The sequence below is a fragment of the Bifidobacterium sp. B4111 genome (assembly GCF_026537235.1).
Taxonomy (GTDB): Bacteria; Actinomycetota; Actinomycetes; order Actinomycetales; family Bifidobacteriaceae; genus Bombiscardovia.
This window is the reverse complement of record NZ_JAFNMO010000001.1, coordinates 364,022-390,959: the sequence shown is the minus strand read 5'-3', so window position 1 is coordinate 390,959 and position 26,938 is coordinate 364,022. Positions and strand designations below refer to the sequence as shown.

General features: G+C 59.8%; 23 protein-coding genes. 15 read left to right on the top strand and 8 right to left on the bottom strand.

Going from position 1 to position 26,938, the window contains the following annotated elements; genetic code table 11:
• Positions 1 to 57 precede the first annotated feature (57 nt).
• The 7 genes from J3T93_RS01900 to J3T93_RS01870 all read left to right on the top strand — a co-directional run bounded on the left by J3T93_RS01900 (position 58) and on the right by J3T93_RS01870 (position 6,219).
• Positions 58 to 828, top strand: a complete 771-nt coding sequence (locus J3T93_RS01900) for a hypothetical protein (RefSeq protein ID WP_267430331.1) — start codon at positions 58 to 60, stop codon at positions 826 to 828.
• A 422-nt stretch (positions 829 to 1,250) separates the two neighbouring features.
• Entirely contained in the window at positions 1,251 to 2,432 is a 1,182-nt protein-coding gene (locus J3T93_RS01895) for an NAD(P) transhydrogenase subunit alpha (protein WP_267430330.1), read from the top strand.
• The gene (locus J3T93_RS01890) at positions 2,429 to 2,797 is read left to right on the top strand and encodes an NAD(P) transhydrogenase subunit alpha (RefSeq protein WP_267399641.1); all 369 of its coding nucleotides are present in this window, start codon (positions 2,429 to 2,431) and stop codon (positions 2,795 to 2,797) included. The genes J3T93_RS01895 and J3T93_RS01890 overlap by 4 nt, the downstream gene beginning before the upstream one ends.
• Positions 2,794 to 4,203 (top strand): NAD(P)(+) transhydrogenase (Re/Si-specific) subunit beta, encoded by a 1,410-nt coding sequence (locus J3T93_RS01885; protein WP_267399640.1) that lies wholly within the window; start codon positions 2,794 to 2,796, stop codon positions 4,201 to 4,203. Before J3T93_RS01890 ends, J3T93_RS01885 begins: the two co-directional genes overlap by 4 nt.
• A gap of 102 nt (positions 4,204 to 4,305) precedes the next feature.
• A complete protein-coding gene (locus tag J3T93_RS01880; RefSeq protein WP_267430329.1) occupies positions 4,306 to 5,331 on the top strand; it encodes a threonine aldolase family protein in 1,026 nt (341 codons plus the stop codon).
• A gap of 256 nt (positions 5,332 to 5,587) precedes the next feature.
• A complete protein-coding gene (locus J3T93_RS01875; protein WP_267430328.1) occupies positions 5,588 to 5,776 on the top strand; it encodes a hypothetical protein in 189 nt (62 codons plus the stop codon).
• 311 nt (positions 5,777 to 6,087) lie between these two features.
• Positions 6,088 to 6,219 carry a hypothetical protein gene (locus J3T93_RS01870; RefSeq protein ID WP_267430327.1) on the top strand — a complete coding sequence of 44 codons (132 nt, stop codon included), beginning with the start codon at positions 6,088 to 6,090 and terminating at the stop codon, positions 6,217 to 6,219.
• Between the two features lie 175 nt (positions 6,220 to 6,394).
• Here the strand turns inward: J3T93_RS01870 and J3T93_RS01865 are convergent, their stop codons facing one another.
• Together J3T93_RS01865 and J3T93_RS01860 are read right to left on the bottom strand one after the other, a co-directional pair.
• A complete protein-coding gene (locus J3T93_RS01865) occupies positions 6,395 to 7,300 on the bottom strand; it encodes a sensor histidine kinase (RefSeq protein ID WP_267430326.1) in 906 nt (301 codons plus the stop codon).
• A 50-nt stretch (positions 7,301 to 7,350) separates the two neighbouring features.
• A complete protein-coding gene (locus J3T93_RS01860; RefSeq protein ID WP_267430325.1) occupies positions 7,351 to 8,043 on the bottom strand; it encodes a response regulator transcription factor in 693 nt (230 codons plus the stop codon).
• A gap of 157 nt (positions 8,044 to 8,200) precedes the next feature.
• Between J3T93_RS01860 and J3T93_RS01855 the strand changes: the two genes are divergently transcribed.
• Both J3T93_RS01855 and J3T93_RS01850 read left to right on the top strand, forming a co-directional pair.
• A complete protein-coding gene (locus J3T93_RS01855; protein ID WP_267430324.1) occupies positions 8,201 to 9,133 on the top strand; it encodes an ABC transporter ATP-binding protein in 933 nt (310 codons plus the stop codon).
• Positions 9,130 to 9,786 (top strand): ABC transporter permease, encoded by a 657-nt coding sequence (locus tag J3T93_RS01850; RefSeq protein WP_267430323.1) that lies wholly within the window; start codon positions 9,130 to 9,132, stop codon positions 9,784 to 9,786. The genes J3T93_RS01855 and J3T93_RS01850 overlap by 4 nt, the downstream gene beginning before the upstream one ends.
• 116 nt (positions 9,787 to 9,902) lie before the next feature.
• Here J3T93_RS01850 and J3T93_RS01845 read toward each other — a convergent pair whose 3' ends face one another.
• The 5 genes from J3T93_RS01845 to J3T93_RS01825 form a co-directional block, all read right to left on the bottom strand.
• Positions 9,903 to 11,066, bottom strand: coding sequence for a glycosyltransferase (locus J3T93_RS01845; RefSeq protein ID WP_267430322.1), 1,164 nt, complete (start codon positions 11,064 to 11,066; stop codon positions 9,903 to 9,905).
• A gap of 77 nt (positions 11,067 to 11,143) precedes the next feature.
• Positions 11,144 to 12,007 (bottom strand): MetQ/NlpA family ABC transporter substrate-binding protein, encoded by an 864-nt coding sequence (locus J3T93_RS01840; protein WP_267430321.1) that lies wholly within the window; start codon positions 12,005 to 12,007, stop codon positions 11,144 to 11,146.
• Positions 12,008 to 12,040: 33 nt separating this feature from the next.
• The gene (locus J3T93_RS01835) at positions 12,041 to 12,922 is read right to left on the bottom strand and encodes a MetQ/NlpA family ABC transporter substrate-binding protein (RefSeq protein WP_267430320.1); all 882 of its coding nucleotides are present in this window, start codon (positions 12,920 to 12,922) and stop codon (positions 12,041 to 12,043) included.
• A 25-nt stretch (positions 12,923 to 12,947) separates the two neighbouring features.
• Positions 12,948 to 13,628: a methionine ABC transporter permease gene (locus tag J3T93_RS01830; RefSeq protein ID WP_267430319.1), complete on the bottom strand. Its 681-nt coding sequence runs from the start codon at positions 13,626 to 13,628 to the stop codon at positions 12,948 to 12,950.
• Positions 13,625 to 14,677, bottom strand: coding sequence for a methionine ABC transporter ATP-binding protein (locus J3T93_RS01825; protein ID WP_267430318.1), 1,053 nt, complete (start codon positions 14,675 to 14,677; stop codon positions 13,625 to 13,627). Before J3T93_RS01825 ends, J3T93_RS01830 begins: the two co-directional genes overlap by 4 nt.
• Positions 14,678 to 14,812: 135 nt before the next feature.
• Between J3T93_RS01825 and purT the strand changes: the two genes are divergently transcribed.
• The 6 genes from purT (at position 14,813) to purD (ending at position 24,722) form a co-directional block, all read left to right on the top strand.
• Positions 14,813 to 16,120, top strand: a complete 1,308-nt coding sequence (gene purT, locus J3T93_RS01820) for a formate-dependent phosphoribosylglycinamide formyltransferase (RefSeq protein WP_416378809.1) — start codon at positions 14,813 to 14,815, stop codon at positions 16,118 to 16,120.
• A 77-nt stretch (positions 16,121 to 16,197) separates the two neighbouring features.
• Positions 16,198 to 16,950 carry a phosphoribosylaminoimidazolesuccinocarboxamide synthase gene (gene purC, locus J3T93_RS01815; RefSeq protein WP_267430316.1) on the top strand — a complete coding sequence of 251 codons (753 nt, stop codon included), beginning with the start codon at positions 16,198 to 16,200 and terminating at the stop codon, positions 16,948 to 16,950.
• Between the two features lie 79 nt (positions 16,951 to 17,029).
• A complete protein-coding gene (locus J3T93_RS01810; RefSeq protein WP_267430315.1) occupies positions 17,030 to 20,809 on the top strand; it encodes a phosphoribosylformylglycinamidine synthase in 3,780 nt (1,259 codons plus the stop codon).
• Positions 20,810 to 20,826: 17 nt separating this feature from the next.
• Complete coding sequence (gene purF / locus J3T93_RS01805; RefSeq protein ID WP_267430314.1) at positions 20,827 to 22,344, top strand: amidophosphoribosyltransferase; 1,518 nt, start codon at positions 20,827 to 20,829, stop codon at positions 22,342 to 22,344.
• Between the two features lie 38 nt (positions 22,345 to 22,382).
• Positions 22,383 to 23,432 (top strand): phosphoribosylformylglycinamidine cyclo-ligase, encoded by a 1,050-nt coding sequence (purM, locus tag J3T93_RS01800; RefSeq protein WP_267399617.1) that lies wholly within the window; start codon positions 22,383 to 22,385, stop codon positions 23,430 to 23,432.
• Positions 23,433 to 23,450: 18 nt separating this feature from the next.
• Entirely contained in the window at positions 23,451 to 24,722 is a 1,272-nt protein-coding gene (gene purD / locus J3T93_RS01795; protein WP_267430313.1) for a phosphoribosylamine--glycine ligase, read from the top strand.
• On the opposite strand, the gene J3T93_RS01790 is transcribed toward purD, so the two are convergent.
• Positions 24,719 to 26,896, bottom strand: a complete 2,178-nt coding sequence (locus tag J3T93_RS01790; RefSeq protein ID WP_267430312.1) for an LTA synthase family protein — start codon at positions 26,894 to 26,896, stop codon at positions 24,719 to 24,721. The genes purD and J3T93_RS01790 overlap by 4 nt on opposite strands.
• Between the last annotated feature and the right edge of the window lie 42 nt (positions 26,897 to 26,938).

The window sequence follows — 26,938 nt, the reverse complement described above, 5'->3', positions numbered from 1 at the left end:
CATGAGGGCAACTCCTCACGGAGCGACAGCACACGTGAAAGTTCTCAGCAAACATCCATGAACGACAAGAACCGCATGCCAAAACCATTGGAAACTGCTAATGCCGGAAAAGAAAGCCAAACAGCAAATGCACCCGAGGCGAAGCATGCATCAGAGCAAACAGGCGAGAAGGAAGGCAGGAACCCGTCCAACAAGGATTCTGATCATGGCGGACCTAAAGCACTAAATAAGCAGGAACGGGCCCTAGCCCCCGAGCGCGCACAGACCGGACACGTAGACAGAGAGCATGATGGCCCCTCTCATGACAACGAGCCGAGCCAAACCAATAAGACTGCCGAGAAGCCATCTCAGCTGACTAAGGAAAGCAAGCCAGCCAAACCGCCCAAGGCGAAAAACCATGATTCCTTCTATCTAGGCCTGGCCTCGGCAGTCTTGGTCGCAGCTCTGGGCCTCAGCCTGAGCACCATGCCGATCTTCTTCTCGTTGCCTCTTGCTGCCGTCTTATTCGGAATCGGCATCTGGCTCCTCTCCTATGCCAGCTTCAAGTCTCCCGGCAAGCCAGAGGAAGAGGGAACGGAGGCTGACAGGCATACCAGGACGGTCGTTGTGGCGACGGTCCTTCTGGTTCTACAGACCTTCATCATGGATGTGTTCATCTTCACCCGCATGGGAACGATCAACAAGCATCAGAACGCCATCGTCATAGCTTGGATCATCGCCAGCATGATTGAAACTCTGGCTGCCTTCGCCCTTATCTACCATCACGATCCATTGCATTCCAAATCCAAGGAACCGATTGCCGATGGAAACCACGACAAAGGGGCATGAGACAATAACGGAATTACTACAGTATCCACCTGAGTCCAATCCTCAACTTGGATACTGTGAACAATCGAAATGTGAGAGAATCTCAGAACAAGAGCCTATAAAGAAAACTGTCCGATAAAGGCAATCGAATCAAATCAGATCAACCGTTCTAGAGAAGGGAATATCAGCCTTGGAGCAGGGCGCAGAACGAGACTGCTCCGCGGCTGATGTTCCCGCAGTCTGCTCCCTGATACGCCAAATTTCAGCATATGATGTCAAAGGTGACAAGATGGCCGATTGTAAGCTCCAGTCGGGCAATCTGCCATATTCGATCGTCTGGAAATCGACTAGAATAAAGACGGATAGTTGCCCAACAGTAACGGACGAAACCTATATTCTATATCGAAATTATTCACACATCGTTGTGGAAGAAAAGGAAGGGTATGAGCGGACCAGAACAATCTCAGATAACTTTCGGGGTCCTGAATGAAACCAGCCATGATGAGTCGCGCGTGGCCTTGACGCCAGACATCGTGACCCGTCTGGCGAGGCAGGGCATCACCTGTCTGATGGAGTCATGCGCTGGAGTCCGAGCCGGCTTCAGGGACGAGGATTATCAGCGAGCAGGGGCTGCAGTCACCGACAGGAATACAGTCCTGTCCAAATCCCAAGTCCTGGGATTTGTCAACAGGCCAGACACATCCTTGCTGAGCCGGATACAAAACAAGACCTGGATCATCGGCATGCTGGGATCTTTCTCAGATCAGGATTACATCAAAGCCCTGGACGAGGCCGGACTGACGGGTATCGCCATGGAACGACTCCCCCGTCAGCTCAGCTCTGCTCAGTCCATGGATGAAATGACCTCGCAGAACTCAGTCATGGGATACAAGGCAGCTCTGGTGGCTGCCGATGCCTACGGATCCTTCTTCCCCATGATGACCACTGCAGCAGGAACCATCCGGCCAGCCAAGGTTCTGGTTCTGGGCGCCGGCATTGCAGGACTGCAAGCCATCGGAACCGCCAAACGTCTGGGAGCCGTAGTCACCGCCTACGATGTCAGACCCGCCTCCAGGCAGGAGGTGGAATCCCTGGGAGCCAAGTTCCTTGACCTGGGACTGGATTTCTCCAAAGGTCAGGGCGAGGGCGGCTATGCGCGCCAGCTGAACAGCCAGGAGCAGGCTCAGCAGCAGGCAGCGGTGGATGCCAAGGCGGCAGGTTTCGATGTGGTCATCACCACAGCCAAGGTCCCAGGAGGGAAGCCGCCCAGGCTCCTGAGTGCCAAGGGAGTAGCCAATCTACACCCCGGAGCCGTGGTGGTGGACTGCGCAGCCAGCGATCTTGGCGGCAACGTTGAGGGGTCGCAGGTAGGAACCACGACCACGCATGAGGGAGTCATCATGATAGGTGCGCCATACTTGGCAAGCGGTGTGGCCACGACGGCCTCCAGCCTTCTGGCCAGGAATGTGGCGGACGTGTTGGTTCATTTTGTCCGCAATGGAGCGCTGAGCATCAAGGCAGATGATGGAATAGATCAGGCGCTGGTCGTAACAGGAACAGCAGAGTCTGGCGCGCGCGGAAGCACAGACGCGGCAAGCAGTGAGAGGAAAGGCCACCAGCAATGAATTCCTTGGTCATAGCAATTACACTCTTTATCTTGGCTCTGCTGATCGGCGTTGAAGTGATCGGCAAGGTTCCGGCCACCCTTCATACGCCTCTGATGTCCGGAGCAAACTCAATCCATGGCATTGTGATCGTCGGCGTGGTCATCATTGCAACGGAGGCGCACTCCCCGCTTTCCTACGTCCTCATTTTCCTGGCGGCCATACTTGGTGCCATGAATGTGGTGGGCGGCTATGTAGTGACGGACAGAATGCTGGAGATGTTCAAATCATCGAAATCCGGCAGGAAAAAGAACAAAGACGACCAGAACCACCAGGCTTCGGCCGTCCCGGTAGCGAATGCTGAGGACGGGGGAGCCGACAAGTGAACACCCTCGACATCATCACCTGGTTCGTCTACCTCCTCTCCTCGGTCATGTTCGTCATGGGGCTGCACTGCATGAACTCCCCCAAAACGGCCCGCACAGGCAATAGGATTTCTGCAGCAGGCATGATCATCGCCGTAGCCATGGCCTTCATCCACCTGTTCGCCACCGGTTTCGCCTCCTCCCTGGCCATCGTTCTGCTCGTGCTCGGCATCCTGATCGGGTCCGCAGCAGGGGTCTACTCGGCCAGGAAGGTCAAAATGACGGACATGCCCCAGCTGGTTTCCGTCTTCAACACGGTCGGCGGCGGCGCAGCAGCCCTGGTCGCCTTGAACGACATACTCACTTCCGAAGGTACCCCGACTCTGGTGGTGCTGATCACCGCCGGGCTCGGTGTGGTCATCGGTTCCGTCACCTTCACCGGTTCCCTGATAGCTGCCGGCAAGCTTCAGGGCGTCAGCCTGATCAAAAACCTGAAGCTGCCGGCCAAGGCTGTCTGGAATGTGCTCTTCGCCCTGCTGACGGTGCTCTGCCTGGTCATGCTCTGCCTGAATCCAGACAATCGGACCCCATGGGCCCTCCTCACGGCCATATTCGCCCTAGGCTACGGACTGGTCTTCGTCATCCCCATCGGCGGCGCTGACATGCCCGTGGTCATTTCTGTTCTGAACGCCTGCACTGGCACAGCTGTGGCCATGAACGGCCTGGCCATCGACAACGTCGCCTTGATCGTGGCTGGCGCACTGGTCGGTGCCGCTGGAGCGACCCTGTCCGTCCTGATGGCACAGGCCATGAACAGGCCTCTCCTGAGCGTTCTAGCTGGAGGGTTTGGCGGTTCCTCTGTCAGCGCCAGCCAGGATCAGGGTGCCCAAGGGACTATGAAGGAGACCACACCCGACGATGTGGCTGTCCAGCTGGTCTACGCAGACAAGGTCATCTTTGTCCCCGGCTTTGGTCTGGCTCAGGCTCAAGCCCAGCGCGAACTGGCCGACTTGGGCGAGCTGCTCAAGGGTCATGGCGTGGAGGTCTCTTACGCCATCCATCCGGTGGCTGGCCGCATGCCCGGACATATGAATGTCCTCTTGGCCGAGGCCAACGTCCCCTATGAGGAATTGATCGACCTCGACGACATCAATCCCCAGTTCCCATCAGCCAACGTCGCCTTGGTGGTTGGCGCCAATGACGTGACCAACCCCGCGGCCCGCCGACCAGGGACCGCAGTATCCGGCATGCCCATCCTGGACGTTGACAAGGCCCAGCATGTTGTCGTTCTCAAACGAGGTCGCGGCAAGGGCTATGCAGGCATCGAAAACGAGCTCTACTTCAATCCGAATACGCAGATGCTCTTCAACGATGCCAAGGTCAGCCTTCAGGCGATCATTGCATCGGTCAAGGAACTTATCGCCTGAGCATCTGCTGGACGACCTGTCGCATATGCTGTAGTCAGAACCATGACTCCAGATCGGTTTGGCTGATCCGGGGCCGATTATCGTCGAACAGGAAGGACCCGCATGCTGTCATTCGTCAACGACTATTCCGAGGGCGCCCACCCCGCAGTCCTGCAACGGCTAATCGACACCAACATGGAGCACCTTCCCGGCTACGGCAAGGATCGGTACTGCTTTTCCGCCGCACAGAAGATCGCTCAAGCCTGTGACTGTCCCCAGGCCCAGGTTTATTTCATGGCCGGAGGGACTCAGACCAATCAGGTCGTCACCTCCTGCCTGCTGAAGTCCTACCAGGGGGTGGTCGCTGCGGATACTGGCCATGTCAACGTCCACGAGGCCGGTGCCATTGAAGCCATAGGCCACAAGGTCCTCACCATCCCCAGCAAACAGGGCAAAATTCGCGCAGGAGATCTTAACGCCTTCCTTGATGGCTTCTACGCCGACGGAAACCATGAGCAGATGGTCTTCCCCGGCATGGTTTACATCTCCCATCCCACCGAGTATGGGACCCTCTACAGCCGCCAGGAGCTGGAAGATCTCTCGCAGACCTGTCGGAAATACAAGATCCCGCTCTACCTGGACGGGGCCAGGCTGGGATATGGACTAGTGGCTCCAGGAACCGATGTCGATCTGGCGGACATAGCCCGTCTCTGCGACGTCTTCTACATCGGAGGAACCAAGGTGGGCGCACTCTGCGGCGAAGCGGTGGTCTTCCCCAGGGGGAATGCTCCCGAACATTTCAGCACCATGATCAAAAGAAGGGGAGCCCTTCTGGCCAAGGGAAGGCTCCTGGGAGTGCAGTTCGACGCTCTTTTCACCGATGACCTCTACCTGCGCATCAGTCGAAGCGCCATCCAGACAGCAGCGATGATCAAAGAAGCCCTGCGCGAGAAGGGGTATCAGATTGTTATGGATTCCCCAACCAACCAAACCTTCATCTGTCTGGACAATGAGCGCATGGAGGAGCTGTCCAAGCAGGTCGCCTTCGACTTCTGGGAACGCAGCGATGCAACCCACACCGTGATCCGACTGGCCACCTCCTGGGCGACGACAGTCGAGGACACCCAGGCTCTGATCAATCTGCTGTAAAAGCCGCTCAAGCTAAACCAAGGCCATCCCGTCACCCCTTCCCTGCCGGTTATCCTTAGGGGAGGGATACTCATATATACGTGAACTTTCCATCCGCTATGTAGACACGACCAATCCCATATTGTTGGACATATCACACTCTTTCGGGATGAGTGAAAGCTGGCGTTCAGCAGGATTTTTATTGCAACGATGCTGATGTGCACACTCCCCGCCCTGAGCATAGGAACGGAAATGCTTCAATGATGAAAGGGAGCTTATGAAAGCCATTGTTTTCGAACAATTCAACACCTTCCCCACCCTCAAGGAAGTGCCGGAGCCGACCCCTGGAAGCGGCGGGGTTCTGCTCAAGGTTGCTGGGGCAGGTTGCTGCCATTCCGATGTATCCGTCGTCCAGGACTGCACGCCGGAAACCTGGAGCCGCACCAAACCGCCGATTATTCTGTGACATGAGACCACCGGCTGGGCCGAAAAGGCAGTCCCCGATGTCACGGGCTTCAAGAAGGGTGATCCGGATGCGGCCACTACCCTGACTGCTTGGCCGGCCAAGAGAACTAATGCTCAAGCTCCGTAACCAATAAATCCCTGGCCTTGGGTCTGGGTCGCGACGGCGGCATGGCAGAATACATGACCGTCTTGACCCCCTACCACGATCCGGGCTGCCATGCCTCATCTGAACGGCGGCGGAAAGCACGCTCTGGTCATTGGCCTGGGCGGACCGGCCCAGATCGCCATTCAGATTCTTCACGCCCTGCCAACATGTATCGCAACAGCCAGATTGAGGCTGAGATCGAAACCTATGCGCTGGACAACGCCCTCAATGCCCACCACAAGCTGGTCGACAACAAGCTCTCTGCCAGGGCTGTTGTAGTCCCGCACACCAAGACCTGATCTTCCCTAGCGCGTAGGTGAGAAAGCTGATCGCCTGTCGGTCGGATTCAAGCATGGTCAGATTTGTGTCCTGACACCATTTTCCGCCTGCCTGCACTTGATGGCCTGTCATGGTCCTTTCACAAGGACCATGACAGGCCATAGCATCCAACCGAGGGGTTCAAACCCGCATTGTTTACAGTTCGTTCGATTGCGGAGCATCACTCAACAGCAAGTGGATCGAGAAAATACCGTTGGCGGATTCCAGCCTTATTGAACCGCCGAGCGAATCCACCAGGGAATCAACGATGCTCAGACCCAGACCTGTGCTTCTGATCTTGGTCCGTGATTGGTCCTCGGTCTGGAACCGTTCCATCAGCCTGTCTACATCGACGGCTACGTCCTTGGTTTTGTTGCCGAAGTCCAGATGAACCCGCCCATCTTCGCCCTGGTGCAGGTCCACCCAGGCTGATTCCTCCGCATACTTGAGCCAGTTGCCAATCAGATTCTGGATTACCCGACTCATCATGGTCTGGTCCGTCGTTATTTCCACACCAGCTTGGACCCTGGGATCCACCGTGACCGACTGTGCGGTCAAAGAATCGAAGGCGTTGAAGAGCTCCTGCTGAACCAGGGCCGACAGGTTCACCCTACTCAAATCCAGACTCACGCTCTTCTCTTGAATCAGATTGAAATCCATCAGGTAATGCAGATAGTGATCCACCGACTGCAGGTTGTTGAGAATCTTGTCCAGCTGCTCCTGGTCGTCCGATTCCTCTTTGAGCAGTTGGGCGTATCCCCTAGCCACGGTCAGAGGGGTCTTGATGTCATGGGTCAGATTGGTCAGCATCTGTCGGACCTGTTTATTCTGCTCAGCCTGGGTGATCTGCAGCCGTCTGGTTTTGTTCAGAATGGCGTTGATCCTATTCGCCAGAGTGCGGATGAGTCCGATATTGGCCCCAGTGGTTACCAGGGCATTGGAGTCCGCATGGTTGATGAAATCCAGATCACTGCTGATTCGTTTGAGGTCGACAATCAGCAGTATCAGTTTAATCGCCAATGCTAGGGCGACAAGACCCAGAACAAGTGCAACCACCTTCACGGATTCACCTCCGATGACCCCTTATTCGTCGTCCCGCTTTCCGCCCAAATTCAGACCAGGCGAACGCCGATACCCCAGACCGACACGATGTAGCGCTGGCTTCCAGCATATTTGTTAAGACTGGTCCGCAAGGTACTCAGGTGCACATTGAGAGTATTCTCGGCATTGATGTATGGATGGTTCCAAACCTGTCTGTAGAGGTCCTCCTTCTCGAAAACCCGATGCGGATGGTCCATCAGAAGCTCAAGGATGGCGAATTCTTTGCGAGCCAGATCGACCCTGTGCCCATCAACGCTGACCGTGTGCTCCATCCGGTCCAGCTCGATCCCCTCGAAACAAATCTTGGCGTCAGATTCACCTGCTGTATCCGCATCCGCTTTCAGTGCCACGGATTGGCGCAACTGAACCCGGACGCGAGCGCGAAGCTCGTCGATGTCGAAAGGCTTGGTCACATAATCATTGGCGCCCTGCTCCAAGAGGCTGACGGTCCTGGTCTTGTCCTGGATGGCCGTAAGGATGATGACTGGCACCGAAGACATGCGCCGAATGGCCTTGAGGACGCTGTCCCCGGTGATTACGGGGAGCATCAGATCCAGAAGGATCAGGTCGGGTTCCTCCTGCTGGAAGCGAGCTAAGGCCTGGGCGCCTGTGGTCGCCTGGACGATCCGATAGGTCTCGCCCAGCACATCCTTGAGCAGGGACTGGATGTCCTCCTGATCCTCCACGACCAGAATCGTCGGCATGCTTTCTTACTTTCACGGGTCACACTCATGTTACTGAAGCCGCCTCACAATGCCAGTCTCGCCCAATCGGATTTATGTAATTCTTAATGATTTCTTTGCCAAGCACTTAAGAAAGGCATTTTAGATTCTCTAATAGCGACACAGAGAAAGGAACTCCATGGACGATACCATTCTGGATATTAGCCATGTCAGCAAACGGTTCGGCCGCTTCCAGGCAGTAGAGGATCTCAGCCTTTCCATAAACAGGGGTGAGATCTACGGGTTGATCGGCGAGAACGGTGCTGGCAAAACCACCCTGATGCGTCTGATAACCGGACTCTCCCCCATGCAGAAGGGAACCATAAGGCTGATGGGGCGCACAATTGGCAAGAACAGACGCATTCTGAGCAGAATAGGCTCAATCATTGAGGCTCCGGCCGCCTTCAAAAAACTGACCGTCAGCCAGAACATGAAACTGACAGCCATCCAGCACGGGCTGGCCGACGACAAGGCCATCTCCCAGGCCATCGACTTCGTTGGTCTGGGCGAGAAGGCCAAGACTCGGGCCGCTCACCTCTCTCTTGGTCAGCGTCAGCGCCTTGGGTTGGCCATGGCCATCCTCACCCGGCCCGATTTCCTGATCCTGGACGAGCCCATCAACGGCCTGGACCCGGCAGGAATCATTGAATTCAGGACACTTCTGGGAAAGCTCAATAAGGAGCGCCAGACGACCATTCTCATCTCCAGCCACATTCTGAGCGAACTCTACCTGGTCTCCTCCCGGTTCGGGTTCATCAGCCACGGCCGCCTTATCAAGGAGGTAGACAAGGACGAACTGGATCGGATCAATCAGAATGGACTGTTGATCGACGTGGACCAGAGCTCCAAAGCCGCCACGATCATGGATCGCCAGGGAATCGGCCCCTTTCAAGTCCTTGACGACCATCAGATTCTGATCAGGCAAGGGAATCTGGAACCGGGCTCCATCAACAGTCTTCTGGTTCAGAAAGGCATCCTGGTCAATCAAATCAGCCAGCAGAAGGGATCGTTAGAGGGATATTTCGCAGATCTGCTGAATAAGGACCCTCAAAAGTCGAGGAGGCAACAATGATTAACCAGATCAGGGCCGACTTTTATAGGCAGCGACACTCCATCGGCATGCTGCTTCTGCTGATTGCCACTGTGGCCCTCGGCATCGGGACCACCTGGAGCAAGAACACTGTGGGTATCAGCACGGGCGGGGAAGAATACGGTCATAAACTTTTGGAAATCCAAGGCCAGAGCTGGACCATCAGGACAGGCCTGCAAGTTGGAGTCGCCTCCGCCACGTCCCTGATCTACTTTTATATCGCAATCTTCGTTATCGTCATTGGTTCGGAGTACAGCCAGCACACCCTGAAGAACACGTTGACCTCGGGCATCTCGCGCATGCAATTCATCTTAGGCAAGTACGCGACCATCCTGATTGACATCATCCTCATGACCCTGTGCTACTTCATCGCCAACCTGCTGACCGGACTGGCCCTTGGAAGGAAGCCCGGAGTCGGCTGGGGCATCTTGTACAAGGATGTGGCCGTCATGACCCTATCGGTCAGCTTCTGCATCTCCGTCATCATCAGCCTGGGCATCGTCCTGTTGATCCTTACCCAATCCATAGTCATTCCAGCGGTGGCGATCGTGATATGGCCTGTGCTAATCGGCCTCATAGAGTTCACGGCGAAATGGAAATGGCTGCGATACTTCGACTTCGTCGGGTTCGGCTAACAGATTGTTCTGGACACGCTGAAGGCAGATCAGGCTTGGATCTATGCCGGCGTATCCGTGGGCGTGGTCCTGGTGGCCATCATCGGGTCGGCTCTGATCATATCCAAGAAGGAGATCTAAGCCAGATCGGGCTTGGCGACCTGCATGACCATCTTGGCAAAGGCTCTGACGGAAGCATCCAAGGAATAATGCTCTTTGGCATGTTCGGCGTAGCGTCTGGACCAGACCGCAAGTGCATCAGGATGGTCTATCCACCAGTCAACTTGCGCAGCCAGTGCCTGGGCCTTGCCGACCGGGAAGAGCGAGTGCTCAACCAGAGCGAAATGGCTGGCGGCGCTCAGGTCGGATTGTGCTATTACCGGGACTGCGCCGCAGGCCATCCCCTCTAGGACGCTGACCGATTCCAGGTCCGCGATGGAGGGATGGACCAGTAGATCGGCCTGTCTGAGCAGATCAGGCATGGTCGTGTTGTGATGGAATCCAATCGAGACCTGCGTGCCGTTCAGCTGCCTGGCGGCCTCCGCCTTCAGGCGACGCTCCATGGGACCTGTGCCAGCTATGGTCAGGCTGATTCTGCGTCTGTTCCTGCACAGGGCCAGAGCACGGATCAGAGTCAGATGGTCCTTTTCCCGGGCCAGCCTGCCAGAGGCCACGACTTGGATCAGCCGGTCGGGCCGCTGCCGCTCGTATCGGCCCCGCTCATATCGGTCACCGGGGTTGAACCTGGGCTGGTAGCCGTTGGATATGACATGCAGGTGGGCCTTGTACCCATGCGAGCGCAAGAGGTCAGCCGTCAGCTGGGTAGGAACGTGGATGTGCCTGACGTGATCGTAGAGCCAGAATCGAAAGAGCCGGTAGATGGCCGCATCCACCCCGGGCAGGTAGCGCAATGGACCAGCTGAATAGGTGATGTTCTCAGGCTGAATGTGAAACCCGGCAGTCACCGGTATGCCCATGAACCTGGCCTGTGCCAGGGCGGCACGGCCGAAGGCGAAGGGTTCGTAAATATGGACCAGATCCACACCGGCAAAGGCCCTCCGGAAAAGTTCCGGATCAGCACGAGCGAAGCTCATCTGCTGTCTGGCCGCCACATGAGAGACTAGAGGAATTCGATGCACCCGCGCCGGATAGTCGGTCGAGCCTACCCCCACCAGACGGACCTGGTGCCCCAGCGCTTCCAGACCCTGGGCGTATTGGATGGCGGAGTTGGAGGTCCCATTGCCCCTGTTGCCGAAGGAATCCAGGACCAGGGCCAGCGTCAGGCGATCATGATCCCTCATCAACGTTCCCTCCGCTGTTCAACTGTTGCAGACTTGGGTCGGACCAGGACAGGGCGACCACCCGATTGCACCCACTATTAGTAGGAGAAGGCCGGGACGGCCGCCCCACGGTAGTAGCGGTTGATGGCATCAGCCACATAGCGACTATGGTAGGCGGAGACCAGAGCTTTGTAGTCGGGGTCATTTTTGTCAGCCTGTCTGGCCACGATGATGTTGACATAGGGATGATTGGTTGGCGATTTGAGATCGCCGGGCACCTGGTAGATGGCATCCTGGATCTTCATGCCAGCATCCAGGATGAAATTGGTGTTGGTGATTCCCGCCGCATAGTCGGGCAGGACCTTGACGATCCCCGGTGGATCGACCTGATCCAGGACCAGCCCGCGCGGGTTGTCTACGATATCTTCGGGAACCGGCGTGGTGGCCTTGGGGTCTCGCAGACCGATCAGCCCGGCGCTGGCAAGCACCTTCAGGGAGCGGCCCAAGTCGATAGGATCGCTGGGTATTGCCAAACGGTCACCATAGCCTATCTGGTCAACGCTCCGGTACTTCTTTGAGTAGAGGTTGAGGGGTGAGATGTAGGTGTCGCCAATGGCTGCGAACCGGTACCCGTGCTGCTTGGACTCCTGCTCCAGAAAGGCATAGTGCTGGAAGGCATTCAGGTCAATCTCCCCGTTGGACAGTGCCTGATTGGCGTAACGCCCATATTGGAAGGAGCGGAGCTTGATTTTTATGCCGGCCCGGCGCTGGTCCAGTTGGTGCTGAACGGCCTTCCAGATCTCCTCATCAGCATCGCCCACCAGGCCGATGCTGATCTCCCGCTGGCCGCGATCGGGCTGGTTGACCCTGACATAGGCCACTCCCATCAGGACGGCGACCACCAGGATGACGACCGAGACAGCTGCCAGCTCTCGCTTGGCCCTGGTTCTTCTGGTGCTCATATCCATCCTCCTTCATTTGTTGAACCTATCGCATCAGGAAACCTTGAAAGCCGGCAGGCAGGCCCCCTTGTAGACATGGACGATGGTGTCGGCCACGGGCTTGGAATGGTAGGCTCGCACCACTGCGGCGTAGGTGGGGTTATTCCGCTGATCCTTGGTGGTGACGATGATGTTGACGTAAGGCTTGTTGGCCGGGTTCTGGAGGTCGTAGGGAACCTCGTGGATGGCATCATGCACACTGCGACCTGCATCGACCACGAAGTTGGCGTTGGTGACCCCGCCCGCATAGTCGGGCAGCAGGTTGAGGATGCCAGCCGGATCCACCTGCTCGATGCGCAGATGCTTGGGGTTGTCCACTACGTCCTCGGGCAACGGGTTGGTGGCCTTGGGGTCGCGCAGACCGATCAGCTTGGCGTCGGCCAGGACCTTCAAGGCCCGGCCCATATTGGTGGCGTTGTTGGGAATGGCCACCCGGTCGCCGTCTTGGAACTGCGAAGGCTTGGCATAGCGCTGCGAGTAGAGGTTCATGGGCGAGATGTAGGTATTGCCAAGCACAGCCAGCTGGTAGTGGTTGGTTTTCACATCGTCCTCCAGGTAGGCGTAATGCTGGGCGGCGTTGAAGTCCACCTCGCGGTTGGCTGTGGCCTGGTTGACATAGATGGCGTCCTGGAAAGGCTTGAGCTCGATCCTGATGCGTTCGCCCCGCCGATCCAGCTCTGTCTGGACAGCCTTCCAAATCTGATCGTCCGAACTGCCAATGACGCCGACCTTGACGACCTTGACATCGGCACCCACCTGGTTCAGACGGACATCGGTACCGACCACCAGCGCCAGCAGGAGGACGATGACCAGGCTGAGCGCCGCCAGCTGGACCTTGGCTCGGTTCTTTTTGCCGACGCGATTACGACCGACCACAATAATCTGACCTTTCCCGGGTTGCTCAGTGTTCGACGACCTCGGCCAGAAGCCGGCCGAACAGTTCGATCAGGGCGATGAAGATGACCAGCACAATGATGGTGGCGATGGTCACGTCGTTCATGGACCGCTGGTAGCCCAGACGGATGGCGAAGTCACCCAGCCCGCCGCCGCCTACGATGCCCACGGTAGCGGTCTCGCCCACCAGGCTGACGATGGTAATGGTGGTCACCCGGATGATGGAGGGGATGCCCTCACGCAGGTAGACATGCCAGATGATCTGCCAGGTGGTCATGCCCATGGACTCCGCCGCCTCGACGTACCCAGGATCCAGACCAGCAAGAGCCGACTCGATCTGCCGGGAGAAGAAGGGGGTAATGCCCACGACCAGCGGGAAGATCGCCCCTTTGGGCCCGATGACCGTGCCCATGAGCATCCTGGTCACCGGCACCAGGGCCGCCGCCAGGATGATGAAGGGGATGGAGCGGAAGAGGTCGATCAGCTTGTCCAGAATGGTGAAGACCAGGCCGTTGCGACGGATGCCGTCACGTCGGCTGATGATCAGTCCCACCCCGATGACCAGAGCCAGCAGGAAGGAGATCACCCCGGAGACGCCGACCATAACCAAGGTCTGAACCATGCTGCTAAAGAACTCCGGCAGCCGGCTCATGACGTTGGGGAACCAGGAGGTAAGCAGGAACGTCATGACTTGAGAACCTCGATTCCGATGTTGCGCGAGCGCAGGTATTCCATGGCCTGGCGGATATTTTCAGCGTCGCCGCCAACTCTGACCACCAGACCGCCCAGGGGTGCTCCCTCCACCACATCGATGTCGCCGAAGATGATGTTGACGTCCAGGTTGTAGCGACGGCTGATGGTGGAGACCAAAGCCTCGGAGACCTCCTTGGAGACATAGGACATGCGCATGAGGATCTGCCCGGGCTCCAGGGCTACCAGGGGCGAATCGGCGGCCATCAGATCCTTGACCTTGTCCAGGTTGGAGGTGGTGGCCACGAAGGATTTGGTCAGCTGGGCCTTGGGGTCTGCAAAGACATCGAAGACCCTGCCCTGCTCCACGATGACACCCTGGTCGATGACTGCCACCCGGTTGCAGATCTGCCTGATGACCGACATCTCGTGGGTAATCATGACCACAGTGATGCCCAGCTGGTCGTGCAGGTCACGCAGCAGCTGAAGAATGGAGCGTGTGGTGGTCGGGTCCAGTGCGCTGGTGGCCTCATCGCTGAGCAGGATATCCGGCTCGTTGGCCAGGGCGCGAGCGATGGCCACCCGCTGCTGCTGGCCGCCGGAGAGCTCGGCCGGATAATGGTCGGCCAGCTCGGTCAGTCCCACCAATTCCAGAAGTTCGGACACACGGGCCCGTCGAGACGCACGGTCGCGGCCGCTCCCTCGCAGAGGAAGGCCCACATTGTCGGCCACTGTCCTGGAGGGCATCAGGTTGAAGTGCTGGAAGATCATGCCGGTACGACGTCTCAAGTCCCTGAGCTCGGCCGGAGACAGATCCTTGACCTCGCGGCCACGGACTTTAACACTGCCCGAATCATAGTCCTCCAGCCCGTTGATGCAGCGGACCAGTGTGGACTTGCCCGCCCCGCTCAGGCCAATAATGCCAAAAATATCCCCAGTTTCAACGGTCAGATTGATGTCGGCCAGTGCCGTTTTGTCTTCGTCGTCGTCGCTGTGATAGGTCTTGGTCAGGTGCTCCATCCACACCGCCGGTGTCCGCTCGCTCACGTTCCCGCCTTCCCTGGTCGACTGCCTGACATGGTAATCGTCCCAGCGGCCAGTGGACAAAAAGGCCTCTATAGATGTCATTTATAGGTATGTATCGATAACCTGCCTGCTTGGTCGATGGGTTGGTGGCAGAATATGGGTATGAGCGCATCCGGTCAGCAACGGATTATCAACACTATCAATCCAGGGGAGCGACCGTTCGGCTCTCTCTTGGGGCCCAGACCCACACGAGTCCTTCTCCTGGGTGCCGGCGAACTCGGCCGCGAGATTGCCATCAGCCTGATGCGGCTGGGTGCCTGGGTAGGTGCAGCGGACTCCTACCCTGGCGCACCGGCCACCCAGGTGGCCCATGCCGGCTACCAGGTGAGGATGAGCGATCCGAAGGCTCTGGAGGACCTGATCGGAGAGGTCCAGCCCGATTTGATTGTGCCTGAAGTGGAGGCCATTGCCACTGACCGCCTGGCCAAGGCCGCGGCACGGGGCATCCAGGTAGTGCCTGCCGCCCCCCTGGCGGCCATGTGCATGGACCGCCGGGCCCTGCGTGTCTTCGCCCACGAGCAGGTGGGTCTGCCCACTACCCCCTATCGATTCGCCGACTCTCCCGAAGAACTGGCCAGTGCGGCGGACCAGGTGGGCTACCCCTGCATGGTCAAACCTCTGATGAGCTCCTCCGGTCACGGACAGACCCTGGTACGGAGCAAGGAGGGCTTGTCTCAAGCCTGGAATTCGGCACTGACCCAAGGCCGGGCAGCCACCAAGCACCAGGGCAAAGCCGAGGTCATTGTGGAGGCTCTGGCCCCCCTGGCCCATGAGCTGACTGTTCTGACCGTGGCCTCCTCGGCTGGCGTGGCCACCTGCACGCCCATCGGTCAGCGTCAGGAGGACGGGGACTACCGGCTCTCCTGGCAACCGGCGGCGCTGAAACCCGACATCTTACAGCAGGCCCGGAACATGGCCACCCGGCTGGTTGAGGCCATGACCTCCCTGGCCCGACAGAGTGGGGAGACCGGTTGGGGGATCTACGGAGTGGAGATCTTCGTCCTGCGCGACGGCTCGCTGCTCTTCAACGAGGTGGCCCCGCGCCCCCATGACACCGGCATGGTGACCATGATCTCCCAACGCCTGACCGAGTTCGACCTTCACGCCCGGGCCATCCTGGGCATTCCCGTCCATCAGGAGGATCTGGCCCTGAATCTGCCGGAGGGCACCTGCGCGGTCAGCCGACCCATCCTGGTCAGGGGCCAGGGACCGGTCAGCTTCCAAGGCCTGCCGCAGGCCCTGGACCACCCAGGCACCGATCTGCGCATCTTCTCCAAGCCCGAAGTGCATGGTCTACGCCGTATGGGCGTGGCCCTGGCCTTGGGGCCAGATTTGCAGACTGCCACCGAGTGTGCCGAAGCGGTGGTCCGCGATTTGAAACCCCGGGTGGGCACAGGGATGTAACCCGGGCTTGCTATGGTGGTCGTGTCCCAAGCAGTGCAGAAGTTTCCAATTCGCAACAATCTCGAGGAAGGCGAACCGTGGAAAAGTTGGGAATGCGCTATCAAGGCAAGGCCAAGAAACTGTACGAGACGGATGACCCGGACATACTCTGGGTTGAGTACACTGACCAGGCCACCGCGGGGAACGGGGCCAAGAAGGCCAACATCGAAGGCAAGGCCAGACTGAACAACAGGATCACCACGGTGGTATTCTCCCTGCTGGCCCGCCGGGGTATCCCCAGCCACTTCGTACGCAGCATCTCGGATACCGAACAGCTCAATCGTCGGCTGGATATGTTCCCGCTGGAGATCGTCATGCGCAACCGGGCCGCAGGCTCCTTCGCCCAGCGGTACGGGGTTGCGGAAGGCACGGCCTTGAAGCAGCCGGTGCTGGAGTTCTTCTACAAGTCCGATCCCCTGGATGATCCGTTTATCAACCGGGACGACATTCTGGCCCTGGGACTGGCCACTGAGCAGGATCTGGACATCATCGCAGCAAAGACCCGGGAGATCAACGGGGCCCTGACCGGCATCTTCCGCGCCATCAACGTGGAGCTGGTGGATTTCAAGATTGAAATGGGCAAGACCGGATCGGGCATCATCCTTCTCGGCGACGAGATCACCCCCGACACCTGCCGGCTCTGGGCGATTGGCAACAATAATGACGGCCAGGTCACCCACCTGGACAAGGACATCTTCCGCAGGGATCTGGGCAGCATCATTCCGGCTTATCAAACCATTCTGGATGGGCTGACCGAATTGGAGGAGCGCGAAAGCCAATCGAACAGCTGAATCGGTGGACCCGGAAGCGAGCATATCGCCTCCGGGTTTTTCATTGGTCCCCAACCAGTCCATCGCGAAAGGATCCATTGTGCTCTTCCGTGTCTATACCGAGAAAAAACAGGGTTTCGACCAGGCCGCCGAGAGACTTGCCGAACAGCTGCGCACCCTGCCGGGCGTGCAAGGGCTGACCGGCCTGCGCATGTTCAACCGCTACGATCTGGAAGGCATCGACGAAGACCTCTTCAAACGTTGCCTGCCCACGGTCTTTGCCCAGCCCCAGACCGATCTGGTGGTCACCCGACTGGAGGAAGCCCTGCGCATGAAGGGCGACGGGGACCTGCCGCCACTGGACTCCCCCATGCTCTTCGCCGTGGCCCCTCTGCCGGGTCAGTTCGATCAGCGAGCCGACTCCGCAGCCCAATGTGTCCAGTTGGTAGGCCAGGGCGCCCGACCCTTGGTGGCCACAGCTACTGTTTACCTGCTCCAGGGCGACCTGAATGCCGGGCAGATTGAAGCCATCCGCAATTACCTGGTCAACCCGGTGGACTCACGGGTGGTAGGGCTGGAGCAGCCCAAGACCCTGGCCATGCCTGATGACAATCCGGATCCAGTGCCTGTATTGGACGGGTTCCGCGATCTGGACGATCCTGAACTTGAAGCGCTGATTGACAAGCTGGACCTGGCCATGGATCTGCCGGATATCCGCTTCTGCCGGGACCACTACCGTCAGGAGAAGCGCGACCCCACCCTGACCGAGCTCAAGGTGATCGACACCTACTGGTCCGACCACTGCCGGCACACCACCTTCAACACCAGGCTGGAGCGGATCGAGGCGGACAACCCCCGGGCTCACGCCACGCTGGAGCATTACCGGTCCATTCGCGCAGAGTTGGGCCGTCAGGACCGGCCGGAATGTCTGATGGACATGGGCACCATCGGAGCCAAGTACCTGCAGAAGCGCGGCATCCTGAACGACATGGACCAGTCCGAAGAGGTCAACGCCTGCACTATCCGAACCAAGGTCGACGTGGACGGCCAGGATCAAGACTGGCTCTTTCTGTTCAAAAATGAAACGCATAACCATCCCACCGAGATCGAGCCCTTCGGTGGTGCCGCCACCTGCATCGGCGGAGCCATCCGTGATCCCCTGTCCGGAAGGGGCTACGTCTACCAGGCCATGAGGGTCAGCGGGGCAGCGGATCCCCGCCAGCCCCTGGATCAGACCCTGCCGGGCAAGCTACCCCAGAGCCGTATCGTCCGTCAGGCAGCCGATGGCTACTCCTCCTATGGCAACCAGATCGGGCTGGCCACTGGGCAGGTTCGGGAGATCTACCACCCCGGCTATGCAGCCAAGCGGATGGAAGTGGGCGCTGTAGTGGCCGCCACCCCGGCCGACCATGTGATCCGCCGTCGGCCCGCACCCGGCGATCTGATCATCCTGGTAGGCGGAAGAACCGGCCGCGATGGAATCGGCGGCGCGACCGGAGCCTCCAAGTCCCAGAACGAAGAAAGTCTGGAACGCTGCGGAGCCGAGGTGCAGAAGGGCGATGCCCCTGAGGAGCGCAAGCTCCAGCGCCTCTTCCGTCGCCCGGAGGCAGCCAGGCTGATTGAGCGTTGCAACGACTTCGGAGCCGGCGGCGTTGCCGTGGCCGTAGGCGAGCTGGCGGACGGGCTGAATGTGGACCTGGATCGGGTGCCGCTCAAGTACCAGGGGCTGGACGGGACTGAAATCGCCATTTCCGAGAGCCAGGAGCGCATGGCCGTGGCCCTGCCTGCCGAAGATGCGCCCGCCTTCATCAACTGCGCCCGGCAAGAGGACCTTGAAGCCACCGTCATCGCCGAGGTCACCAAAGAACCCCGGCTGCGGATGACCTGGCGGTCAGACACCATCGTGGATATCCCCCGCTCCTTCCTGTCCTCCAACGGCGCCCCTCACAAGGCCGATGCCCAGGTGGCGGTTCCCGCTCCCTACCATGCCCCATTCGAGGTCCAAGGCAGCCTGGATGCACGCATGAGAGCCCTGCTTGCGGACATCAATGTCTGCTCCCAGCAGGGTCTGGCTGAGCAGTTCGACTCCACCATCGGTGCAGGCACCATCCTCATGCCCTTCGGTGGAGCCCGACAGCTGACACCGGCCCAGGCCATGGTGGCCAAGCTGCCCGTGGATGGGCACACCACCACCGCCTCGGCCATGGCCTGGGGATTCAACCCCTGGATCAGCAGCCAGGACCCTTACACCGGAGCCTACCTGGCCGTGGTCGAGAGCCTGGCCAAGCTGGTCGCCTCTGGCTTCAGCCGTTCCCGGGCCCACCTGAGCCTGCAGGAGTACTATCCCAAGCCCGGCGACGACCCCCGGCGTTGGGGTCTGCCGGTGGCTGGCGTCCTGGGAGCCCTCCAGGCTCAGCTGGATCTTTCCGTGGGTGCCATAGGTGGCAAGGACTCCATGTCCGGCAGCTTCGAGGACCTAGATGTGCCGCCCACCCTGATCAGCTTCGCCGTGGCCCTGGGACAGGCCAAGGATGCTATCTCCCCCGAATTCAAGGCAGCGGACCGCCAGGTCTATCTCTTGGCGCCCGATTACCAGGAGGACGGATTGCTGCCCGATCCGGAGAGCCTGCGGACCGTTATGGACCAGGCGGAGGCGCTGATCAGCCAGGGCCTGGTGGATGCGGCTGCCACTCCAGGCTACGGATGCATGGCCCAATCCCTGATGGAGATGTGCCTGGGCAACAAGATCGGGCTGGATATGGCAGCAAACACTGCTATATCGGCGCTCTTCCGTCCCGCCTATGGAAGCTTCCTCCTGGAAGCCTCTGGTCCGGAGCCCCTATTTATTCAGGATTCCGGTCTGCATCTGCACCTTCTGGGGCACACCCGTGAGGATTACCGCCTGCGCTGCGGCAGCGAGGATCTGGACCTGGCCGAACTCGAGGAGATCCGTGCCAGGGGTCTGGAATCAATCTTCCTATACCGAGGCCATGGCGACCCGGTGCCGACCATTGGCCGCACCGACCGTGAGTCCGGCAGGCCTGCTGCGCGCAGATCCAAGGGGACTTCCAAGACCGCACACCCCAGGGTGGTCATGCCCGTCTTCCCGGGAACCAACTGCGAGTTCGACTCCGCCCGGGCCTTCCGGGACGCTGGAGCCCAGGTGGATACCGTGGTCATCCGCAATCTGAATGCCGAGGACGTGACCGAGAGCTCCCGCCGCCTGGCCCAGGCCATCCACAGTAGCCAGATACTGATGCTGCCCGGGGGCTTCTCCGGCGGCGATGAGCCCGATGGTTCGGCCAAACTGGTGGCATCCTTCCTGCGTTCGAACCAGGTTGCCGATGCCCTCCAGGAACTTTTGCAGGACCGGGACGGGCTGGTTCTGGGTGTCTGCAACGGCTTCCAGGCGCTGATCAAGCTGGGCCTGGTTCCCTACGGCAAAATCGTCACCGGCTCGCCCGAGGATCCCACCCTGGCCGTCAACGCCATCGGCCGCCATCAGAGCCGTCTGGTCCACACCCGGATCAGCTCCACACGCTCCCCCTGGCTGAGCGCCTGCCGGGTGGGTGAGATACACACCATGCCCATCAGCCACGGGGAAGGGCGGTTCGTGGCCGAGCCCGGCCTCCTGCGCACCCTGATCGACCGAGGACAGGTGGCCGCCCAGTACGTGGACGAGCAGGGCCGTCCCTCCATGGATCCACTGGTCAACCCCAATGGATCCGACATGGCCGTCGAGGCCATCACCAGCCCGGACGGCCGGGTATTGGGCAAGATGGGCCACACGGAGCGCAGCGGCCCCGACCTGTATCTCAACGTGCCCGGAAAACATACACAGCCGCTCTTCCAGTCGGGAGTGGACTACTTTGCCGCCTAGGGGAAAGGACGTAGACCATGTCGTTGGAGCTTGAAGGCATCCACGAGGAATGCGGGATCTTCGGGGTCTGGGGCCACCCCGACGCCGCCCGGCTGACCTACTTCGGCCTGCACGCCCTGCAGCACCGCGGCCAGGAGGGTGCCGGCATCGTTTCCAACGACCAAGGGCACCTGATCGGGCGGCGAGGTCTGGGTCTGCTCACTCAGGTCTTTCCTGACGAATCCAGCCTGACACCGCTGACCGGGAACCGGGCCGTTGGCCATGTCCGCTACGCCACGACCGGCTCAGGGTCCATCGAGAACATCCAGCCCTTCGTCTTCCGCTTCCATGACGGGGACATAGCCCTGGCCCACAACGGTAATCTGACCAACTGCAACAGCCTCAAGGCGCAGCTGGAGGATCAGGGGGCCATCTTCCACTCCAACTCAGACACCGAGGTGCTCATGCACCTGATCCGGCGCAGCCCTGAAAAGGACTTCATGGCGGCGCTCAAGCAGGCCCTGCGCCAGGTCCATGGCGGCTTCGCCTACCTGCTCATGACCGAAGATGCCATGATCGGAGCTATGGATCCCAACGGCTTCCGCCCCCTCTCCCTGGGCCAGCTGCCAGGAGGGGCCTATGTCCTGGCCTCTGAGACCTGCGCCCTGGACCTGGTCGGCGCCACGCTGGTGCGGGACATCGGCCCCGGCGAGATCGTCCGGGTGGACGACTCGGGCTACAGCATCGAGCGCTATACCGATCAGACCTGCCTGTCCATCTGCTCCATGGAGTTCATCTACTTCGCCAGGCCCGACTCCAATATTTATGGGATCAACGTCCATTCGGCACGCAAGCGAATAGGGGCCAGACTGGCCCGCGAAGCTCCGGTGGATGCCGACATGGTCATCGGAGTGCCCAACTCCTCCCTGTCCGCCGCCTCAGGATATGCCGAGGCGGCCGGGCTGCCTAACGAGATGGGGCTGATCAAGAACCAATATGTGGCACGCACCTTCATCCAGCCCAGCCAGGCCATGCGCGAGCAGGGCGTCAGGATGAAACTGGCGGCTGTACGCGGCGTTGTAGCCGGCAAACGGGTGGTGGTCATCGACGATTCCATCGTCCGAGGCACCACTTCGCGCAGAATCGTCCGCCTGCTCCGGGAGGCCGGGGCCAGCGAGGTGCACATGCGCATCGCCTCCCCGCCCCTGCGCTACCCCTGCTACTACGGCATCGACATCCAACGGACCTCCGAGCTGATCGCCGCCAAGAAGTCCGTGGAGCAGATCAGAGAAGCCATTGGAGCCGATTCCCTGGCCTACCTGAGTCTGGACGGTCTGGTGGAATCCATCGGCCTGGGCCGTGATGCGCCCTATCAAGGGCTCTGCGTGGCCTACTTCAACGGAGACTACCCAACGCGGCTTGACGACTATGAGCAGGGCTTCCTGGCCTCGCTGACCCCAGAGGACCGGGCCCGGCTGGAAGCTTCCAAGGGATCCTACGGGCTTGACATGCCTGCAGGCTCGAGACAGGGAGCCGACCAATCCATTGAGCACTAGCGAAGAACAGAACAGACAGGGCATAGAAAGGGGCAGCCATGCCGAAGGCATATGAGCAGGCTGGGGTATCGGTAGAGGCCGGATACGAACTGATCGACAGGATCCGCTCCCACACGGCCAGAACGCGTAGGCCGGGTGCCGGCGATATCGGCGGCTTCGGCGGCGACTTCGACCTGTCTGCGCTCAATTACCGCCACCCAGTCCTGGTTTCAGGCACTGACGGCGTGGGCACCAAACTGATGGTGGCCCGGGAAGCCGGCCGTCATGACACCATCGGTCAGGACTGCGTGGCCATGTGTGTCAATGACATCATCGCCCAGGGGGCCGAGCCGCTGATCTTTCTGGACTACATCGCCTGCGGGCACAACGACCCGGCTCTGCTGGAGCAGGTGGTCAAGGGCGTGGCCGACGGCTGCGTTCAGGCTGGGGCTGCCCTGGTAGGCGGGGAGACCGCCGAGATGCCCGACATGTACCAGCCCGACGAATACGATCTGGCCGGATTCACCGTGGGTGTGGTCGAACGGGAGTCCCTGGTGGACGGTTCGGCCATCAAGGAAGGCGACCAGCTGATCGGTCTGCCCTCCTCGGGTGTCCACTCCAACGGTTTCTCCCTGATCCGTCAGGTCCTGCTGGATCAGGGGGGCATGAAGCTGGAGGATCGGCCCTACCAGCTTGATGGACGGACTCTGGGAGAGGAACTGCTGACCCCCACCCGTATCTATGTCAAGGCCCTACGTCCGCTCTTCGCCTCGGGCCTGCTCAGGGGCGCAGCACACATCACTGGCGGTGGCTTTGTGGAGAAGGTGCCGCGAATCCTGCCCGAGGGACTGGCCGCCATCTTCAACCTGAATGCCTGGAAGGTGCCGCCCATCTTCACCATGATCGAAGAGATGGGCAGGGTCGACCATTTGGAGATGTACAACATCTTCAACATGGGCATTGGGATGGTTCTGGTGGTTTCTCCTGACCAGCTGGACCAGGCCCGTGCAGTCCTGGATGAGGAGCAGGAACCCTACGCTCTGATCGGACAGGTGACAGATGCTCAAAACGGCCAGCAGGTCATCCTTAACGACAACGGTCGTCAGTAATAGCGAGAGGAGCCCATCATGGCGGACAAGGTACTGGTCATCGGGTCGGGAGCCAGAGAGCACGTTATCGCCACCACCCTGCTGTCCGGACCAGGAGTGGATCGGGTCTGGTGCGCCCCGGGCAACCCGGGTATGGAGCCGGACGGCATCAGCCTGCTGCAGGAGGATTCCTCGCAGCCGGAAAAACTGATCGCTGCAATACGCGAGCTTGGAATCGACTGGGTCTTCGTCGGACCCGAGGCTCCTTTGACGGCTGGATTGGTCGACGAACTGCAGGCTGCCGGCATTCCAGCCTTTGGACCTACCAAGGCTGCGGCCCGCATCGAGGGATCCAAGGGCTTTGCCAAGGACCTGATGCGCAGGCATGGGATTCCTACCGCTGACTATGCGGTCTTTCATGACTTGGACAGTGCCAAGTCCTATGTGCACTCGCACGGCGCCCCGGTCGTCATTAAAGCTGATGGGCTGGCAGCCGGCAAGGGTGTGACGGTGGCCGCCGACCTTGACCAGGCCATACAGGCCCTGGATGACATCTTCATCGATCATAAGTTCGGACAGGCTGGAGCCCAGGTGGTCATCGAGGATCAGCTGGTGGGTCAGGAGTGCTCGCTCATGTGTTTCGTCAGGGGCGAGCAGTTCTGGCCCATGCCCCTGTCACAAGACCACAAACCCGCCTATGACGGGGATCGGGGTCCCAACACCGGCGGCATGGGGGCTTACTCCCCTCTGCCGCAGTTCGGTCCAGAACTGACCCAAAAGGCCTTGGACACCATCGTGGCCCCCACCGTCCGGGCCCTGGCCCAGGAAGGCAGTCCCTTCACCGGTGTCCTCTACACGGGATTGATGGTCACTGACAAAGGCCCTCAGGTCGTCGAATTCAATGCGCGACTGGGCGACCCGGAGACCGAGGTGGTGCTGCCCGCCCTGACCAGCGACCTGGGCACAGCCGTCCGTGCGCTGATGGAGGGCGGAGAGCCACAATTCACCTGGGACGAATCCCACAGCCGTTTGGGGGTGGTCCTGGCAGCCCAGGGCTATCCCGGCAATCCCAAGACCGGCGTGCCCGTACCCTTGATCGCCCCGGAGCAGGACCTCAGAGCCTACTATGCCGGAGTGTCCGGCTCAGCCTCAACTGGTCTGACGTCCTCCTCCGGAAGGACCGCACTGGTGGTGGCCCGAGGCGACGACCTGGCTCAGGCAGCCCACCGTGTATATGACCGGCTGGACGGATTGTCGATGCCGGGCCTCTTCTATCGGCACGACATCGGCCACCGCGGTCTGGAGGCCTAATTAGCTGAGCTGGTCGTGCTCTCGCTGTCCTTATCCTGGGTTTTCTCCTCGAGGCGGGCTTGCTTCTTGGCCTCTTCCTTGGCCTGACGCTCCATTTCGGCCTTCTGCCGGGCGGCATCCGAGCGGCGGGTAGGCGTGGTGTTGAAGCCAGTCCCCTGCAGGTAGTGCTTGCCGGCCATGATGTCGTACTGGATCAGCTTGTAGTCGTTCAGGAGCTGTCGGGTGGTCTTGTCGAAGTCTCGGGCATTCATGGGCTGGCCCTGGGCATTCAGATAGTTGGTCTGCCCTGCCGGTATTCTGTTCCAGTCCTGGATCTGGTTGGCCACCGGAGGCTCGATAGCGCTGATCTTGTCATGTAGCTCGGTTAGAAAGGCCGTAAAGGGCGAGACCTTGGCATCCATGTGCTCGGCCGCCTGGGCCTGGAAGAAGTTGGGCGAGGAATAGGCACTGTTGCTTACCTGCGTTCCCGAAGCATTCGAAGCTTTGTTAGACCAGATAAAGTAATCGGTCAGATGCAGGGCCAAAGAGTTGCGCTCGTCCCAGCTCGCCGTGCCATAGATGCCAGGCAGGTGATCCCCGTAAAAGACCACGGTGACCGGCTTGCTCTGGGAGTCCAGGCTGTTCAGAAAATCGGCGGTAGCCTGATCGCTCAGGCTGACCCCCTTGGCGTAGGTACGTATGGATTGCATCTCATCGTCGCCCAAGGGCCTGTTGGGGTCGGATGAACTGACCGAGAAGCCGTTGTTGTCATACCAGTCGTTGTAGGGCATGTGATTCTGCATGGTGATGACCTCGACGAACTGGTTGCCCCTGTCGTCGCCCATCTGCTCCAAGGCGGATTCGTAGGCGGAGCGATCCCCCACATACTGACTGCGGTCGATGCGGTCCTGGTGGGCTATCTGGTCAGGGCCTGTCAGTGAGTAGAAGTGCGAGAAGCCGAACTTCTTGTAGTTCTCGGCCCTGGAATACATGGAGGATTCATAAGGATGGAAGGCCAGGGATCTGGATGGCGTCCCCCAAGCCTGATTGACCGTGGGTATCCAGTTCAGGTGAGGGATAACCTGCTGATAGGGGGAGGTCAGCGAGGGATCGAAGTTGGCCATGGACAGGCCGGTCATGGCCTGGAACTCCAGATTGGCCGTTCCCCCGCCATAACCGGAGGAGAGCATGAGCCCGCTGGTGGTCCCCTCCTTGATGGATCTGATATGAGGCATGGGGTCCTGGTTGAGCGCGACGCCCGGCACCCGTGTGGGATCCGAGAACGACTCGGAGAGAATGTAGACCAGGCTCGACTCATTCATATAGGACTTGCGGTCATGATTGATGCGGTCCGCCGAAAGCTGGTAACGGTGGGCCAGAGACTGCATGGTGGCGCGGCTGTATCCTGCGGGCTGGTCCATGACCTTGGGTCGCAGCTGCCGGGAGAAAGATACAAAAACGCCGTTGCGCTGGGCGTCATAGACCGAGTCCCACATGGAGGGTTTGTCGCCCATGAACTGTGAGAAACGGTAGGCGGGACTGCCGTAGGTGCCCACAGTGGACATGAACACCGCCACCACCAGAACCGGCACCAGAACACCCGCCGTACGGAGTCCCGCGCCCAGGGGCTTGTTGCCGGTGGCTACCGGACGACCGCGACGGGCATCCATCCGTGTCACCACCCAGCAGAGCACGCCGAGGACGATCAGGGCCACGACACCCAGCCCGATCATGATCAGGGACCGGGCCGGCAGGAAGGAGACCAGGTTGGCCGCATCAGCATGGAGGAAATCCAGATCCGAGGGCAGGATGGCCTCGTAGCGGGCGCGCACCTTGAAGCGCTCGATGATCGCAATGACCGCGCAGATGGCCAGAATCAGGCCTGATGCTGCCCAGAAGCGATTGGTCAGGTAGGCCAGCGCCAGGTAGACCAGACCCACAGCCAGCATGTTGAGCACCAGGACAAACCGACGCTGGGTCCACATGGCCGAGATGAAGCCCCAGAAGCCGATCAGCGGGTTGGACAGCTCTACGCGGGAGCTGTTCAGGGAGACCCCCCACTGCAGGATGCCCACTGACAGGAAGTCAACCAGGATGAAGGCAAGCAGGTAGACCCACCCGCGTACCTGAAGACGTCCGGTCATGTTCTGCATCCAGGATGTCCACCGGCCGGGCTGACGCTTACGATCCTTCACCGCATACTCCTGACTTTGGCGACTAGGCCCACTGGGCCTTTA

Bases quoted from the DNA above. Each gene is read 5' to 3' on its own strand.
- J3T93_RS01900 (WP_267430331.1), top strand. From the start codon at position 58: ATGAACGACAAGAACCGCATGCCAAAACCATTGGAAACTGCTAATGCC.
- J3T93_RS01830 (WP_267430319.1), bottom strand. From the start codon at position 13,628: ATGACGTTCCTGCTTACCTCCTGGTTCCCCAACGTCATGAGCCGGCTG.
- J3T93_RS01855 (WP_267430324.1), top strand. From the start codon at position 8,201: ATGGACGATACCATTCTGGATATTAGCCATGTCAGCAAACGGTTCGGC.
- purT (WP_416378809.1), top strand. From the start codon at position 14,813: ATGGGTATGAGCGCATCCGGTCAGCAACGGATTATCAACACTATCAAT.
- J3T93_RS01860 (WP_267430325.1), bottom strand. From the start codon at position 8,043: ATGCCGACGATTCTGGTCGTGGAGGATCAGGAGGACATCCAGTCCCTG.
- J3T93_RS01870 (WP_267430327.1), top strand. From the start codon at position 6,088: ATGTATCGCAACAGCCAGATTGAGGCTGAGATCGAAACCTATGCGCTG.
- J3T93_RS01840 (WP_267430321.1), bottom strand. From the start codon at position 12,007: ATGAGCACCAGAAGAACCAGGGCCAAGCGAGAGCTGGCAGCTGTCTCG.
- purM (WP_267399617.1), top strand. From the start codon at position 22,383: ATGCCGAAGGCATATGAGCAGGCTGGGGTATCGGTAGAGGCCGGATAC.
- J3T93_RS01880 (WP_267430329.1), top strand. From the start codon at position 4,306: ATGCTGTCATTCGTCAACGACTATTCCGAGGGCGCCCACCCCGCAGTC.
- J3T93_RS01850 (WP_267430323.1), top strand. From the start codon at position 9,130: ATGATTAACCAGATCAGGGCCGACTTTTATAGGCAGCGACACTCCATC.
- J3T93_RS01890 (WP_267399641.1), top strand. From the start codon at position 2,429: ATGAATTCCTTGGTCATAGCAATTACACTCTTTATCTTGGCTCTGCTG.
- purD (WP_267430313.1), top strand. From the start codon at position 23,451: ATGGCGGACAAGGTACTGGTCATCGGGTCGGGAGCCAGAGAGCACGTT.
- J3T93_RS01895 (WP_267430330.1), top strand. From the start codon at position 1,251: ATGAGCGGACCAGAACAATCTCAGATAACTTTCGGGGTCCTGAATGAA.
- J3T93_RS01845 (WP_267430322.1), bottom strand. From the start codon at position 11,066: ATGAGGGATCATGATCGCCTGACGCTGGCCCTGGTCCTGGATTCCTTC.
- purF (WP_267430314.1), top strand. From the start codon at position 20,827: ATGTCGTTGGAGCTTGAAGGCATCCACGAGGAATGCGGGATCTTCGGG.
- J3T93_RS01875 (WP_267430328.1), top strand. From the start codon at position 5,588: ATGAAAGCCATTGTTTTCGAACAATTCAACACCTTCCCCACCCTCAAG.